Source organism: Balneola sp. EhC07, assembly GCF_001650905.1.
Classification (GTDB): domain Bacteria; phylum Bacteroidota; class Rhodothermia; order Balneolales; family Balneolaceae; genus Balneola.
The window spans coordinates 120,297-136,925 of sequence record NZ_LXYG01000014.1 but is presented as its reverse complement, the minus strand read 5'-3'; the positions used below and the strand labels follow the sequence as shown (position 1 = coordinate 136,925).

Annotated in this window: 12 protein-coding genes; 6 read left to right on the top strand and 6 right to left on the bottom strand. The window is 40.6% G+C overall.

From position 1 onward, the window contains the following. Positions 1 to 10: 10 nt before the first annotated feature. On the bottom strand, positions 11 to 2,029 hold the full coding sequence (gene dnaG / locus A8B79_RS05930) for a DNA primase (RefSeq protein WP_066219401.1): 2,019 nt from the start codon (positions 2,027 to 2,029) through the stop codon (positions 11 to 13). Positions 2,030 to 2,281: 252 nt separating this feature from the next. Between dnaG and sucD the strand changes: the two genes are divergently transcribed. The 5 genes from sucD (at position 2,282) to A8B79_RS16020 (ending at position 8,203) form a co-directional block, all read left to right on the top strand. Beyond that, complete coding sequence (sucD, locus tag A8B79_RS05925) at positions 2,282 to 3,157, top strand: succinate--CoA ligase subunit alpha (RefSeq protein WP_066219398.1); 876 nt, start codon at positions 2,282 to 2,284, stop codon at positions 3,155 to 3,157. A gap of 479 nt (positions 3,158 to 3,636) precedes the next feature. Beyond that, a complete protein-coding gene (locus A8B79_RS05920) occupies positions 3,637 to 5,124 on the top strand; it encodes a glycosyltransferase family 39 protein (protein ID WP_066219395.1) in 1,488 nt (495 codons plus the stop codon). 242 nt (positions 5,125 to 5,366) lie between these two features. Next, positions 5,367 to 6,893 (top strand): M20/M25/M40 family metallo-hydrolase, encoded by a 1,527-nt coding sequence (locus tag A8B79_RS05915; RefSeq protein WP_066219392.1) that lies wholly within the window; start codon positions 5,367 to 5,369, stop codon positions 6,891 to 6,893. A gap of 95 nt (positions 6,894 to 6,988) precedes the next feature. Continuing rightward, the gene (locus A8B79_RS05910) at positions 6,989 to 7,474 is read left to right on the top strand and encodes a VOC family protein (RefSeq protein ID WP_066219389.1); all 486 of its coding nucleotides are present in this window, start codon (positions 6,989 to 6,991) and stop codon (positions 7,472 to 7,474) included. A 465-nt stretch (positions 7,475 to 7,939) separates the two neighbouring features. Next, positions 7,940 to 8,203: a hypothetical protein gene (locus tag A8B79_RS16020; RefSeq protein WP_153038366.1), complete on the top strand. Its 264-nt coding sequence runs from the start codon at positions 7,940 to 7,942 to the stop codon at positions 8,201 to 8,203. Positions 8,204 to 8,426: 223 nt separating this feature from the next. On the opposite strand, the gene A8B79_RS05905 is transcribed toward A8B79_RS16020, so the two are convergent. Both A8B79_RS05905 and A8B79_RS05900 read right to left on the bottom strand, forming a co-directional pair. Further along, positions 8,427 to 8,624 (bottom strand): PID-CTERM protein-sorting domain-containing protein, encoded by a 198-nt coding sequence (locus A8B79_RS05905; RefSeq protein ID WP_066219387.1) that lies wholly within the window; start codon positions 8,622 to 8,624, stop codon positions 8,427 to 8,429. 42 nt (positions 8,625 to 8,666) lie between these two features. Next, positions 8,667 to 10,109: a T9SS type A sorting domain-containing protein gene (locus A8B79_RS05900; protein ID WP_066219384.1), complete on the bottom strand. Its 1,443-nt coding sequence runs from the start codon at positions 10,107 to 10,109 to the stop codon at positions 8,667 to 8,669. A 336-nt stretch (positions 10,110 to 10,445) separates the two neighbouring features. On the opposite strand from A8B79_RS05900, the gene A8B79_RS16015 reads away from it, so the two are divergent. After that, a complete protein-coding gene (locus A8B79_RS16015) occupies positions 10,446 to 10,793 on the top strand; it encodes a hypothetical protein (protein WP_153038365.1) in 348 nt (115 codons plus the stop codon). 364 nt (positions 10,794 to 11,157) lie between these two features. Here A8B79_RS16015 and A8B79_RS05895 read toward each other — a convergent pair whose 3' ends face one another. The 3 genes from A8B79_RS05895 to A8B79_RS05885 all read right to left on the bottom strand — a co-directional run bounded on the left by A8B79_RS05895 (position 11,158) and on the right by A8B79_RS05885 (position 16,424). After that, positions 11,158 to 11,355 carry a PID-CTERM protein-sorting domain-containing protein gene (locus A8B79_RS05895; protein ID WP_066219382.1) on the bottom strand — a complete coding sequence of 66 codons (198 nt, stop codon included), beginning with the start codon at positions 11,353 to 11,355 and terminating at the stop codon, positions 11,158 to 11,160. Positions 11,356 to 11,446: 91 nt separating this feature from the next. After that, positions 11,447 to 14,236 (bottom strand): lamin tail domain-containing protein, encoded by a 2,790-nt coding sequence (locus A8B79_RS05890; protein WP_082894077.1) that lies wholly within the window; start codon positions 14,234 to 14,236, stop codon positions 11,447 to 11,449. 1,333 nt (positions 14,237 to 15,569) lie between these two features. Then, positions 15,570 to 16,424 (bottom strand): 3-hydroxyacyl-CoA dehydrogenase family protein, encoded by an 855-nt coding sequence (locus tag A8B79_RS05885; protein ID WP_066219895.1) that lies wholly within the window; start codon positions 16,422 to 16,424, stop codon positions 15,570 to 15,572. Positions 16,425 to 16,629: the final 205 nt, after the last annotated feature.

The window sequence follows — 16,629 nt, the reverse complement described above, 5'->3', positions numbered from 1 at the left end:
TCACTAATAACTAATTCCTGTCGCTTTTCATCTTGTACTCGAATTTCTTTTCGTTCACAACATTCTCAGATTCGGTTGAAGGATCCGGGTAATAATCATCAGAATATGTGGTAGTCAATTTGGTGACTTTCTCCTGAATGAGCGTTTGAGAAGACATTATTTTCTTTTTCTCTTCCTGAGATTCCGATCTTCCGAATCGCTCAGACAGCTCTGCTATTTTCCTCTTGTAAAAAGCCAATTCCATAGCTTTGATCGCACTTTTTGCTGTCCTGTACGGATTCTTATCTTTTTCATATTTCAGTCCAACTTTCTCCTCATGCCTCTCGCTTGGAGAATATTGCTCCAATAGAACATCGCCTACCAATCGTGGAAATGGATCTTGTTTTCCGGAGTACACCTGAATGGAAATCTCTTTTTCTTCTTTATAGCGGTTGAGGATATCCAGATAAAAAGTCTTTAATTCTTCATCTTCAAAAAGCTTTTCGTTAGTAAATGAGCAAATATATTCGACCATATCTCGGCCGTAAGTGATCATTAACCGGATAAGTTCTTTCTCGAATTGAGGTTTTTTGGATGACGGCGCATGACGACCACCCAAAGCCTTCGGAGTTTGTACTTCGTCTGAAGCAATGCTACCACCCGTCATTCCTTCTTCATCAACAGTCCTTTGTTCCCTGAACGCTTCCCTCCTTCGATCCCTGAAATCTTCCTGCTGCTTTTGAGCCATCACTCTTTCCAGCTCAGTAAAAAGTTCCCGGTCGCTCCCTTTCCGGTATTGCTGAGTTTTCTGATGAAGATGCTGAACATAGATCTGTCGCTGAATAGACTCTTTGATACTGGCGATGGCATGCAGAATTTCAGAAATAACCTTACCAACCTGAACGGGGTTTTTCAATCGCCCTTCTTCATCTGCTTTCAAAAGAAGAAAATCCACAAAATCTAATGCTTCTTTATTCTTTAACTCATCGAAAGATTCTTTTCCAAATTGCTTCACAAATGAGTCAGGATCTTCCCCATCCGGGAGTTCCAGTAACTGAACTTCCATCCCTTGGGCCAAAGCAATATCAATTCCTCTCTTCATTGCTGCCTGACCTGCATTATCCGCATCGTAGATCATAATGATCTTTTCACCATAACGATTCAGGATCTTCATTTGCCCGGGCGTGAGCGCTGTTCCCGAACTTGCCACCACATTTTTAATACCGTGCTCATTCAATGTGATCACATCCGTATATCCTTCAACCAGAATCACTTCTTTATTTTTACGGATCTCATTCTTTGCAAAGTTAACCCCGTATACAACTTCACTTTTATTGTACACTTTGGTCTGTGCAGAGTTTATGTACTTCGCTGTTTTTTCGTTTCCAAGTACTCTTCCGGCAAAGGCGATCACTTTTCCTGTGGTTCCAAAGATGGGAAACATCAATCGCCCACGAAAAGTATCGTAAAAACCTTCTACCCTTTGACTGGGTTTGATCAGATCTGCTTCAACTAAATATTCTTCTGAAATTCCTGCATTCATAGCAGCTTTGTAAAGATCGCTTCCGCCCGTAGGAGCGTAACCCAATCCATACTTTTTGAACACTTCCCGGTTATAACCACGGTTATCCAGATACTTTAATGCCTTCTCTGCATCCGGGTTTTCGATCAGATTTCTGTAGAAATATATTCCGGCAAACTTCAGCGCATGATAAATTCCTTCTTTCTGCTGAAGACTCTCCGACGGTTCAGAACTTTCTTCTTCGGGGATAAAAACACCGTAACGATCTGCAAGCTGACGAACGGCTTCCGTGAAACCTATCCCATCCTGATCCATCACAAACTTGAAAACATCACCCGATTCTCCACATCCAAAACATTTGAAAATGCCTAATCTCGGCGTCACATTAAAAGATGGGGTCTTTTCATCATGATAAGGACACAAACCCGTGAAACCACTACCTGAGCGCTTCAGCTTCACATAGTCGCCCACAACCTCCACTATATCAGCGGCGTCTCGAACTTCCTCTTTTTTGTCGTCGGTTATCATGATTCAATTATACGGATTTTGAATGATAGTGATAAGTATTAAAGTGAATAAGTGAATAAGTGAATAAGTGAAACTGTATCACTAGTTAGTACATTCAAAATAGTTTTATTGTTTTTGATATTATATCAATCCAAACTCATTATTCGATATTCCTTGTTCAATATTGAATATTCAATATCCTTTAGCGCTTTCCATTGCCATGCAATGATGGTATATTCAAGCGCACAAAAATTTGAACGTTAAAGAACAAAAATGAGCGTATTAGTAGGAAATGATACCCGACTGATTGTACAGGGTTTTACCGGAAGTGAAGGAAGTTTTCATGCAGGTCAAATGATCGAGTACGGAACAAATGTTGTAGGCGGAGTTACTCCGGGAAAAGGCGGACAAACTCACTTAGATCGTCCGGTTTTTAATACAGTTGCTGAAGCTGTTGAAGAAGTTCAGGCAAATACATCTATCATTTTTGTTCCTCCTGCATTTGCAGGCGATGCTATTACCGAAGCAGCTTTTGCCGGCATCAAAGTGATCATTTGTATTACGGAAGGAATTCCTGTTAAAGACATGATCGTAGCTAAGCAAGTTGTTAAAAATCACGGAGCGGTACTGGTTGGACCAAATTGTCCGGGATTAATAACTCCGGGAGAAGCAAAAGTGGGAATTATGCCCGGAAGTATTTTCTCAAAAGGAACCGTTGGTTTGATTTCCAGATCAGGAACCTTGACTTACGAAGCTGTTGATCAGTTGACAAAAGAAGGATTGGGGCAAAGCACAGCAATCGGAATCGGTGGTGATCCGGTTATCGGAACTACTCACCTTGACGCTGTTAAAATGCTCCAGGAAGATCCTGATACCGACGCTATCGTTTTGATCGGTGAGATTGGTGGTTCTGCTGAAGAAGAAGCTGCTGAATATATTGCAAAGCATGTTGACAAACCTGTTGTGGCGTTTATTGCGGGATCAACAGCGCCTCCGGGCCGACGTATGGGACATGCAGGTGCAATCATTTCCGGTGGTAAAGGAACTGCTCAGGAAAAGAAAAAAGCACTTGCTGCTGCGGGTATTACTGTTGTTGACAGTCCTGCAGAAATTGGCATTACGCTAAAGAAAATGCTGGAAACAGCTTAAGATTGGATTATAATGAATAATTCAATGGGTCATCTCACGGCGAATGCCTGAGATCTGGATAGCTTTTAAAGTTTAGTAGTTTTAAAAGAAACCCAGATTCCTGCCTTCGCAGGAATGACATTACTAAGAGTTTCTAAGGAAGAATTTAAAACCTCCGCTCGAAAGAGTTGGAGGTTTTTTTATGTTGTTAAATTTATGCACCAAATTTTCCTAACCCACCCTTGTTCCCTCCCTATTATCAGGGAGGGAAACTTTTTTATTTGATCCTTAGCCATTACCTAGATTTTAGCACTATAAGAATTTTTATTCCGGAGTCCCCTACCCTAGACGAAGGGAAGGGACAGGTATGGATTCGCTGTAATTAAATAACATATAAAATTTCGATCCTAGAATATTCAGCTTCGTTTAATTTCAAACTTTCTCAATAATTTACCGTAATCTTTGCCTGACTTTAAAACCTGTGTATCTGTTTAGTTTTTATGAAAAAATATCTTCCTATTATCGGAGTTTTGGCTTTTTTCAAGTTCATAATTCATTGGTTTGGTAATCAAAATTATGGTTTTCATAGAGATGAACTTCTCCATCTTTCGGTAAGCGAACATTTAGCTTGGGGGTTTATGGAATTTCCTCCCTTCATCGCACTGATTGGTAAAATCTCTTATTTATTGTTCGACTATTCATTACTCGGTGTGCGCCTTTTTCCAACTCTGGCCGGACTGGCAATTCTATATCTTTGTTGTGCGATGGCTAAAGAACTTGGCGGTAAATCGAAAGCAGTACTAATAGCAGGAGTCTGTGTGTTAGCTTTCCTCCCATTTTATCGTAATCACACCCTTTTTCAACCGGTAGCTTTTGATCAACTCTTCTGGACTTTAGGATTCTTCTTTCTCATCAAATACATCAAAACTGAAAACCATAAGTTTTTAATTCTGATGGGAGCAACTGCCGGATTAGGCTTGATGAATAAATACACTATGTTGATCTGGGGGTTTGGAATTGCTATCGGACTTCTTTTCCATAAAAAAGCTGAATTGTATAAATCTAAGTGGCTGTATCTGTCGGGAGGTTTAGCGCTTCTTATCTTTCTCCCTAACATTCTTTGGCAACTTTCACATGACATTCCTTTTCTCCTTCATCTTGAAGTTTTAAAATCAAAACAACTGGATGCCATCGATCCCTTTGACTTTGGGGTTTCTCAACTTGAATTCATCTTCACTTTTATAGTTAGTCTGATCGGTTTGTCAGCAGTATTTTTTGATGCTCAATTGAAGAAATACAAAAGTGTGGGAATTGCCTTTCTTGTGATCTTTTTCACCATGTGGATACTTCAATCGAAAGCATATTATTTTTTTGCGGCATATCCTGTTGTATTTGCTGTGGGAGCAGTAAAAATCGAAAAACTATTATCCGCTAAGCCTAAATGGAATTATGCGGTTGTAGCTGTACTGATCCTTCCTGCGATTCCTTTTATCCCACAACTCACTCCGATATTGCCAATCGAGTCTTATGTTGAATACACGGATAAGCAATCAATTGATGGAAGAATAGAACTCACCGGAGATTACGCCGATATGTTTGGGTGGGAAGAGCAAGTTGCATTGGTAGATAGTTTATATCAGGAATACTGTACAGATGGAATAACAAATTGTGTGATTTGGGCTGAAAATTATGGAGAAGCAGGAGCTATTAAAATTTTAGGAGACAAATACGGATTACCGAATCCGATCAGCAGACACGGAAGTTTTTGGCTATGGGGATATCAAAATAAAGACGCAGATATTTGGATCAGCATTGGGAATGAAACAAGCTCTGTAAATTCCGTTTTTGAAGAAGTTGAATTGGTGAAACGAATCTATCATAAATATGCTATCGGCGAGGAAAATGGTATTCCCGTTTACATTTGCAGAAAACCAAAAGTAGATATCGAACAATGGTGGAAAGATTATGAAAATCATATTTTTGACTAATTCTCCCATATGAAGCTTTAGCCACTAAATCACAAAAACACTAAATAGTAACTTTCGTGATTCAGTGATTTTGTGGCACAAAAAATATAAACCTCCGCTCGAAAGAGTTGGAATCTTTTTTATTGAAGTAAACTGTTAAAAAAAGTTACCATCCTCTTCCCTTACTCTTTTCTTGGATATATTCTCGCCAACTAATTATTAATCTAATGAGGGTGAAAGTGAAAAGAACACTTAAACTATTTATGGCTGTTTTTGTGCTAACAAGTACAATGGCAGTTGCACAAACTACTGAAGAAGTAGTTGATATGATCGTAAAAGAAGCTAATGAAAATTCTCACTTGGAGAAGCTGGCTCATGAACTGCTGGATGTTATCGGGCCACGTTTGGTTGGTACTCCGCAACAATTAAAAGCTCACAACTGGGCGGTAGATACATTCAAAGAGTGGGGAATTGAAGCTGAAAAGAAGCAATTTGGAGAATGGCGCGGATGGGAACGCGGAATTACTCATGTAGATCTTACACATCCACGTACTGTAACTATGGAAGGAATGATCTTAGCCTGGAGTCCTGGAACCAAGAAGAACGGCGTTGAAGCTGAAACGGTAATTATTCCTGAAGTTGAAAATAAGGAAGAATTTGAAGCCTGGTTGAAGAATGCTAAAGGTAAATATGTATTGGTTTCAATGCATCAGCCAACAGGACGTCCTGATTATAACTGGGAAGAATTCGCTACTGAAGAATCGTTCGAAAAAATGAAAGAAGAGCGCAATGCTGAATCCAGAGCATGGAGAGAGCGTATCAACAACACGGGATACAACTCAAGAACCATTATTGCAGCTCTTGAAGAAGCCGGAGCGGTTGGAATCATTCAATCCAGATGGTCATCAGGATTTGGTGTAAATAAAATATTCAGTTCTAGCACTCAGAAAATTCCTACAGTTGATCTTTCTCTTGAAGATTATGGATTGCTTTACCGCTTAACTGAATATGGTGATAAGCCAAAAATTCATGTAAAAGCCACTTCTAAAGATCTTGGAAAAGTTGAGACTTTCAATACCATCGCAACTATTCCCGGAACTGAAAAACCGGATGAGTACATTGTTCTTTCTGCTCATTTCGATTCATGGGATGGCGGAACCGGAGCTACGGATAACGGTACAGGTTCTATCACCATGATGGAAGCCGCTCGTATTTTGAAAAAAGTATATCCTAATCCTAAGAGAACCATTATTGTGGGACTCTGGGGAAGTGAAGAGCAAGGTTTGAATGGCTCAAGAGCTTTTGTTGAAGACAATCCTGAAGTTGTTGATAACTTACAGGCACTTTTCAATCAGGATAATGGAACAGGCCGTGTTGTAAGACTTTCAGGTCAGGGATTCCTTCATTCTTATGAATTCTTAGGTCGTTGGTTGGAAGCAGTACCAAATGACATCAGCAGACATATTGAGACAACTTTTCCGGGAACTCCCGGTGGTGGTGGCTCTGACTACGCTTCTTTTGTAGCGGCAGGTGCTCCCGGATTTTCTCTTAGCTCATTAAGCTGGAGTTACTGGAACTACACTTGGCACACAAACCGTGATACTTATGATAAGATCGTTTTTGATGATGTTCGTAACAATGCCATTTTAACTGCTGTTCTTACATACATGGCTAGCGAAGATCCTGAAACTTTCCCAAGAGACAGAGCAGTTCTTCCTATCAACCGAAGAACAGGCGAGCAAATGACCTGGCCAACTCCAAGATCAGCAAACAGAAACGGTGGTAACTGATCTCTGATCGTCTGATTTAATTTCGTTTTATTTAAAAAGCCTTCTTTTTGAGAAGGCTTTTTTTATTTTGGAAACTCTTCATTAAACCATTTGCTATGTCGTATAAAATTCCTCCTAAAACTTCCATTGGACATGTTCATTTGAAAGTTTCTGATCTTGACCGTTCTCTTGAGTTTTATTGCGGGTTGTTAGGTTTTGAACTCATGACCACCTACAGAGATCAGGCCGCTTTTATTTCAGCCGGTGGATATCACCATCATATCGGTTTGAATACCTGGTTCAGTAAAAACGAAGAAGCTGCTCCTAAAAATAGCCCGGGATTATTTCATACTGCAATTCTATATCCTTCTAAAAAAGATCTGGCAGAAATTTTTCAACGACTGCAGGATAAGAAATATCCGCTTTCAGGTGCTTCTGATCATGGTGTTTCGGAAGCTCTTTACCTCGACGATCCTGATGGTAATGGTGTTGAGTTATATTGGGACAGACCTAAAGAAGAATGGCCTAAAAAAGAAGATGGTTCAGTTGATATGTTCACAAAACCATTGGATATCAGAAGCTTACTTGCGGAACTGGATTAGGCAGGGCTGAAGCAATTGCTAGCTTATGTACGAGGTTTTATTCTATTCTCTTAAAGCTTCATCTGACGGATTACCCGTCTGATGGAACTTTAACCTTATGCTTAGTCAATCCTTTTTTGACCCCATCTGTCTTCCCCTTGGATAAGGGGAAGGACGTTTTAAATAAATTTTTATCAATTGAAAAACTCCAAGGTCATCCTGTCCGCCAGCTGGCGGATCAGGATCTTTGTGGGGGCTGGTAGTTTTTTCTGGGCTTCCGGTTCAATTTCTTGACCCACCGCCGGGCGTGAACGCCCTACTAGCATACATTTCATTGCATGAATTTAAACCAGCAGATCCTTCAGGTTCTCCAGTTTATGTAATTACCTGCCTTCATTCGCTGCGGGATAAATCCCTGGCTGGTGTACCTGAATAAATCTGATTCATCACCAACATTCCCAATCAAGTTCACCAGAGAGGACTCTCTTGAAATCAATTAACCCAATATCCAACGTTGAACAAGGAACACCCAACATCCAGTTACGAACGTCACATGAGCGACAATGGACATTGGATGTTCAGTATTGGATGTTGATTTATTGCCTACCGCCAGGCGTGAACGCCCTTCTAGCATACATTTCATTGCGTGATTTTAAACCAGCAGATCCTTCAGGTTCTGCGGTTTATGTAATTACCCGCCTTCAACCACAGCGGGATAAATCCCTAGCTGGTGTACCTGAGCAAATCTAAATCATCACCAACATTCCCAGTCAAGTTCACCAGAGAGGACTTCAGTCCGAACGGATGTAAGGATTCTTAATCCGGATTGTGCAGATTCCCAAACAAAAAAAAGGTTCCGACGCAAAGCATCGGAACCAGATATAATTATACATCAGTGAATATCTGCCCTGCTAAAAAGTGGGCAGTGATTCGGAGATCACTTCGCTACGCTCGTGAATGAGCATGATCTTGTTTATACGTCTTCGCTTTCGTTGTTACGGCCTTTAAGCTTTTTGTAAGCATACGCTCCGCCTGCAGCTGCAAGCAAGCCTAGCCCGCCGTCAATCGGAGCCTGAGCAGGATCGCCCGGTAAGCCCGGTTGCGCCATAGCTAGTGACGTTAATATTAAAGCGATAGTGAGTGTGAGTAGTATTAGAAGAAAATTTTTCATAGTGGTATAATTTCGGGCTATCAGCTGTTAGCTATTAGCTTGTTATTTAATTAATGTCATTTGTCTGGTTAGAACTTGGCCCGGAGCCGTTAAGCGGTAGTAATAAATTCCACTTGCTACGCCCGTTGCGTTCCAGGTTATCTGATAGCTTCCAGCATTCTTCGTCGTATTTAGCAGTTCAGCTACTTTCTGTCCCATGGTGTTGTATACAGTAATGTTCACAGGACCGGCTTCACCCACGGAATAATTGATATTCGTAGTTGGGTTAAACGGATTCGGATAGTTCTGACCTAACTCAAACTCTGTTGGTGCAGCAATTTCATCATCAATACTTACGGACGTGCTTGGTGTAAGCGTGATTCCGAAACGAGGGTTTGAATTGTTTACAGATTTCTGTTTTACAGCTCCAACCATTAGTGAAGTCACATTCGGTCTTTTTTGCTTTGCTTCAACATTGAAGCTGTAGCTGGTTTCAGATTGCATATCAATATAGATATCTTCTTCACGGTCAATAAGAGTAATTGCCCAATCAGATGGAATCTGCTTCATAGTTTCCCAACTCAAAGTATATTCTCCGCTTATTCCTGCGTCATTAACTTCCAAGTCATAGGATTGTGTACTTTCCGGATCAAGTGATCTGGCATCCTGACTTAATAATACTTTTCCTTCACCGAAATCCTGAACAAAGGCAATAGTCGGTGATCCGTTTAATGAGCTTAATTTAGACCCGTCAAATTGATCTTCTTCCTCAGAAGAATAAGGTGTAAAATAAAACTTTGTAGAAAGATCATTAAAGCCTTCACCTGTCATATGCAGGTCAATGCTTCTTGTGTCAAATGCTTTGGCTTTACTGTAATTTGAGATGCCCGCTGCACTGCCAGTTTTAGATGATATAGGTATAGTAACTTCTGTTAAGTCTGTTAAAAGACCGGCAGCTTTCTCAATAAAAACCCCTTGCCATTCCGACAATACAAGGTTGCTTCCTAAATTGTAGCTTGAATACGAGCCTACTGAGTTATTCCAAACTTTTACGGAGCTTTTAATTCCTCCAAATAATAGTATTCCAGTCCCGGTTGCATTACCATCAATATCATCTATGTCAATATTTGATTGAAAAGGATTTCCAATCAATGTGAAATTGTCAGTGATAGTAACTTTAACGTCAGAACCCGGTTCAGATCCACTTACATCCAGATCTAAGGGAAGTTCACTGCTTCCTCCAGTAGTATTGTTATAAAAGTATACAACTACACCAAGACCATCGCCCCATGCGGTACTCATATTGGTTGGTACCGTCCAACCTCCGGATCCACCTGATCCTGGATTGTAATAAATATTTGCGGCATCTCCTGCATTTGATCCGCCTGTTACTCCCTGAATGGCTGTGTCATCAGAAATATCTGTAACAGTAGCGCCTGCTTTCGGAATGGAAATCATTCTCCAGCCCGCCGTTCCTGAAATTGTTCTTGTTTGCCCGTAAGCCATACCCGTAAGTAAGAAGCAAAAAAGTAAAGTTAGTAGCTTGTTTATCAAGTTGTTACCTCTTTTAGTTTATTAAAACTTAGTTAATCATAATTAACAGTGTTAAGTAGATATTAGTTAACGCCGTTAACTAATACAAATTAAATTTATCTGTATCTCATTAAATTTTATTAATTAATAAAAATTATAGAACTCAAAATGATTATCGGCTCTTTTACAAGTTTTGTTAAATGAAAGAATATTATTTTTTGTTTTGACTTTAACTCTCTACCGCCGAATAACTTATAAGCTTCCAATATTTCTCTCAACTATAGCTTCTTTTATCAGATCCGGCAGGATGTGTATAAAAAACTAAGCTTTATTTTTTATGAGAATGATCTGTTTTTAATGTTTAAAATTTCCCATTCCCACAAACGCAGGGCTGAAGCCTTTGGTAGTTTATGTGCGAGGCTTTATTCTATTCTCTTAAAGCTTCATCTGACGGATTACCCGTCTGATGGAGCTTTAGCCTTATGCTTAGTCAATCCTTTTTTGACCCCATCTGTCTTCCCCTTGGATAAGGGGAAGGACGTTTTAAATAAATTCTTATCAATTGAAAAACTCCAAGGTCATCCTGTCCGCCAGCTGGCGGATCAGGATCTTTGTGAGGGCTGGTATTTTTTTCTGGGCTTCCGGTTCTGTTTCTAACCCACCGCCGGGCGTGAACGCCCTACTAGCATACATTTCATTGCATGAATTTGAACCATCAGATCCTTCAGGTTCTGCGGTTTATGTAATTACCTGACTTCAACCGCTGCGGGATAAATCCCTGGCTGGTGTACATGAGTAAATCTAAATCACCATCAACATTCCCAGTCAAGTTCACCAGAGAGGACTTCAGTCCGAACGGATGTAAGGATTCTTAATCCGGATTGTGCAGATTCCCAAACAAAAAAAAGGTTCCAACGCAGAACATCGGAACCAGATATAATTATACATCAGTCAGTATCTGCCACATCCGTGTGATCTGCGTTCAATAACAGAACACAGAGATCAGACCGGCGAATCTTGTTTATACGTCTTCGCTTTCGCTGTTACGGCCTTTAAGCTTTTTGTAAGCATATGCTCCGCCTGCAGCAGCAAGTAAGCCTAGACCGCCGTCAATCGGAGCCTGAGCAGGATTGCCCGGTAAGCCCGGTTGTGCCATAGCTAGTGACGTTAATATTAAAGCGATAGTGAGTGTAAGTAAAACGAGTAATAAATTTTTCATAGTGATATAGCTTTGAGGCTATCAGCTGTCAGCCATTAGCTTTTAGTATTCTAACAACACTAAAAGCTAACCGCTGTGCGCTAACAGCTAATTACTTAATTAATGTCATTTGTCTGGTTAGAACTTGGCCCGGAGCCGTTAAGCGGTAGTAGTAAATTCCACTGGCTACGCCCGTTGCATTCCAGGTTATCTGATAGTTTCCTGCATTCTTCGTCGTATTTAGAAGTTCAGCTACCTTCTGTCCCATTACGTTATACACGGTAATGTTTACAGGACCGGCTTCGCCCACGGAATAATTGATATTCGTATTTGGGTTAAACGGATTCGGATAGTTCTGACCTAACACAAATTCTGTTGGAGCATCAATTTCATCATCAATACTTACTGATGTACCCGGAGCGATCGTGATTCCGAAACGAGACGTCTCATTTGTTGACTTTGATTTAACCGCTGATACCGGTGAAAGCACAGAGAACATCGTTTTAGGCTTCACTTTTCCTTTAGCTTCTTCCGCTATAAACGTGTATGAACTTTCTGTAAGTATATTTGTCGTGGTTCCGGTTTTGTAATCTGTTAGCGTAATCTCCCAATGCTCCGGCAGATTCTTCAATTCCGGCCAGGTTAGTGTGATCTCACCGCCTTTTGGAATCCAGCCTTCTTCGGCTGTTGTAAATGCTTCCACATCCATAGGAATAGTAACTTCCTCATTCAGATCAGCCGGTAAATTGTTAATGCTTAATTGCTCATCACCAACCAATGTACTGATAGATAAAAACTCTTTGAAATCTAATGGATCTAAACGTAATCCGTCGAAGTTGTCTTTTCCTAACTCGCCTGTGCTCGTAAATGAGAAATGCGCATTTGCAGACAACTCTTCCATTTCTGTAGTCAACTTGATAGTTGAAGGATTAACATCCTTACGGAAGGTTCCTCCTGTACTCTTATCTGCTTCTTGAATGGTTAATGATGGCGTTGGAGAGCCTGACGTATTTTGCACCCAAAATCCCTGATAAGTTGCGATCAAACCATCGGTAAGATCACCCGTTGTTCCATTCCAGGTGTCATAGCCGGAATCTGCATTATCGTACACATACACCGTTCCGGTAACATCGCTGCGAGTTAATAAATCCCAATCTATAGTAGAAGCATATGGGTTACCCACTAAGGTAAACGCATCGCCTTCTGTATTTAACGTTGGGGAAACATCTCCGCTGTTTTCATTACCAAATAAAAATAAATTTTTCGGGAAACCGGCATCTGCTCCGGAATTCGTGAAATCATCATCGCTGTACACAAAGGTGATAAACCCGGTTCCGGCAGTCATTGTTGCACCAAGATCGGTAGCAGCAGCGAAATTATCTGTACTGGTGTTATACAATTGAACATTGGCTGTTCCTGTGGTTACGTCTGCGCCGGTTCCAATACCTTGCGTCCAGATATCTCCTAACAGATCATCGTATGTATTATCTGAAGTTGGAGTAGATAACATTCTCCAGCCTTCGGTACCTGAAATTGTTAATGCATCACCAAATGAACTACCATCAATTTTTGTTCCTGGTGAGAAACTTGATGCATCATCAGTATCAGCAGTTTCATGCTTTGCAAATGCTCCAGTTAAATCCGGACTTCTTGTGATTGATTGATTATCACCACCTTCAGATCCATATGTATAACTTGCAATGGTTGATCCTCCATTATTTTTTAGAATAACATCATCGCCACTATTATTTAAACCTAAGCCTCCTGAAGACGCTGTGACTACCAATGAACCACCAAATTCTCCATCGGGTGTTCCTCCACCAAATACTACGATAGCCTGACCGGGTTGCAATGTGGTGGAAGCCGCAAACGTATGTCTGTTGCCAACACCATCTTCAATTGACCAACTGGATATATCCAATTCTGTAGTTCCTGTATTCACTATCTCTACAAATTCGTCATTGGTTGAACTAGTTCCACCATCTCCATTTGCATCAGTTCCTGTTCCCGGGTCTGCATGAATTTCATTAATCACGATATCCGGAGCATCTTCTGTAGTAGCATTTGCAGTTGGTCCAACAGGTGATGTTTTAAAATCAATATCTGAGCCGCTATTTGTATAAGACCAAATTTGGAAAAAGTATTGAGTATTCTCAGACAATCCTGAAAAAGATGCTGATTCACTTCCATGAGCAACAAAAATTATACCTGATCCATCTGATAAATCTGTATCAGAAGTTGGAGATGTTTCGTCAACTGGTGTTGGTAACGAACCACTGTCAGTATTACCATATATCACATAACCATCGGGAGCTTGAGAACCAGTAACAGCATCAGTCCAAGTCAGATTAATTGCATTGCTACCACTTTCAGTAGCTGTAAAAGAAGTTGCATGATTTGTTGGTTCGTCTTTTATAGAACCCGAATAAGCGGTCCAAATTAAATCATCAAGTACAGGCCTATCAGAAGCACTATTTCTAGCATCAATAACTACTACAACGTCACCAGTAACATTTATTCCATTTATTGATGAAGTCATTTCTGTACCATCATAAGCTATTGTGCCAACGGTATCTCCATTAACAGTTACGGTTAAATTTCCTGACCCTCCACTGAAAGCTCTTTGAGTAGTTAATGTTAAACTTCCAATACCACCAGATATACTTGGTGATGTTAATGTTCCATTTCTAAGAAGTATAGCAGGACCGTCAATAGTTTGATCTGTTCTAGCATCAGTTGCAACCCAAGTACCACCATCTACACCAGTAAAAGATTTGGTGGTATATGAACCTGCACTACCTCCTGTAGCAGAAGTTACTCCAGAAAAATTTTCGTTGACCTGCCCCACTGCTACACCAAGTGTGCACAAGCAAAGCCCTATTGTTAGTAAAAAATGTTTCATAAAAATGTCCTATGAATAAATAGTTTTAAAGTTGAGAAAGGTTAACAAAACCTTCGTAGTACTTCAAGTTTGTAGTGTTAACAAACTATTAGGATTTCCTAAATAAAAAAAACGATGCCGTTTTACAAGTACCTATTGTATGAAATCTGAAGCGGTTTAGTTTATTTTGAATTACTCAGGGAAATTATAATACATGTAATGTATTGGGTGCTTTGATCTTAGGGATCAGACGCTCCTCACAGAAGCCGGACTGTTCACAAAAAACAAATTTTAGGGAGGGGTGCTCCTTAGGAACACCTCAATAGTTTATAAAACTAGGGCAAACGCCGCGAGAGGACTCTCTTGAAATTAATTAACCCAATATCCAACGTTGAACAAGGAATACCCAACATCCAGTTACGAACGTTACATGAGCGACAATGGACATTGGATGTTGATTTATTGCCTGCCGCCGGGCGTGAACGCCCTACTAGCATAAATTTCGTTGCGTGATTTTAAACCAGCAGATCTTCAGGTTTTGCGGTTTATGTAATTACCTGCCTTCAACCGCTGCGGGATAGATCCCTGGCTGGTGTACCTGAGTAAATCTAAATCACATTCAATGTTCAGAATCAAGTTTATCAGTGAGGACTTTAGTCCGATCAATAACAGAGCTCCGTGTGCTGACCCACCCCGTCCCCTCCCTAATTTTAGGGAGGGGCGCTCACTCCGAAATGTGGTGATGAACTAGGGAGATTTGTTTCTTTTATGTTATTTAGAGCGATGTGAGAAATCTAAAAATCTACTTTAAATCGATCTTTAGATTTCTCAGTCGACAAGCTCCTTCGAAATGACAAAGCATTTATTGATAGTTGAAAAAAATTCCTCATTCACACAACCGCAAAGCTGAAGCCCTTCTAGCTTAATTTTCGTTGAGTGATTTTAAACAAGCAGATCCTTCAGGTTCTGCGGTTTATGTAATTACCTGCCTAATTCGCGGCGGGATAAATCCCTCGCTAGTGTACCTGAGTAAATCTAAATCATCACCAACATTCCCAATCAAGTTCACCAGTGAGGACTTCAGTCCGAACGGCTACAAAGCTCCGTACAGAAAATGTGGTAATGAACCGGGGAGGTCCGAACGACTACAACCGGAGATTCTAAACAAAAAAAAGGTTCCGACGCAGAGCATCGGAACCAGATAAATATATCAGTGAGTATCTGCCTCACCCGCTTAATCTGCGTCCAACATTAATCTGTAGTTCAGCAATGGAACGTGGATCATACAGAGGGATCTTAAATCAGAACCACCATTCATCAGACGGGGCATCCATCAGATGAATTTTCTTTAAATTTATTTGTAGTTGTAAAAGCCTTCACCGGTTTTATTACCGAGTTTTCCGGCATCTACCATTTTTACGAGCAGTGGTGCCGGACGGTATTTCGGATCTTTGAATCCTTCATACAACACATTCAGAATATCCAGGCATACATCAAGCCCGATGAAATCTGCCAAACGTAAAGGTCCCATTGGATGTGCCATTCCTAGTTTCATTACTTCATCTACGTTTTCCGGAGTGGCTACACCTTCATGTACACAAAATATTGCTTCGTTGATCATCGGCATCAACACACGGTTGCTCACAAATCCGGGGAAGTCGTTTACCGGAACGGGAACTTTGGCCAATAACTTGGAAGTCTTTTCAACAACGTTGTAGGTTTCGTCATCTGTTTCTAAACCACGAACGATCTCAACCAACTTCATTACCGGAACCGGATTAAAGAAGTGCATTCCAATGAATTTTTCTGGTCGGCCGGTGAGCGCTGCTAATTTCGTAATGGAGATCGAAGAGGTGTTGCTTGCAAAAATAGCGTGATCCTGAGCGTTGGCTTCAACCGCTTCCCATACACTTTTCTTGATGTCAAAATTTTCAGGCACTGCTTCCACGATCAGATCAACATCTTTAACTCCTTCTGCAATACTAAGTGTGGCATTAATACTATCCAGCGTTGTAACCTTGTCTTCAGCACTGATCTTTTCCTTGCTGACCATTCTTTCGAGGTTTTTGTCGATGGTTGCCATGGCTTTGTCGGCAAATTCCTGCTTGGTCTCGATTAGGTTTACAGGTATTCTGTTCATTGCAAAAACGTGTGCAATTCCATTACCCATGGTACCACCGCCTATTACTGCTACTTTCTTAATATCCATTTCTGAAGTTTTTGTTCTGTTTCTGATTTCTGTTTGTTTAAGGTACAAAGTTTTGAAAGCGCTTTTCAAACTTTTTGAAGGGGTAATATTCTCAATCGATATTCATAGCACGGCGGATTAAAATCCTCGCTAGTGTACCTAATCAAATCTGCGCCACCATCAACATTCATCATCAAGTTTACCAGAGAGGACTTTAGTCCGAACA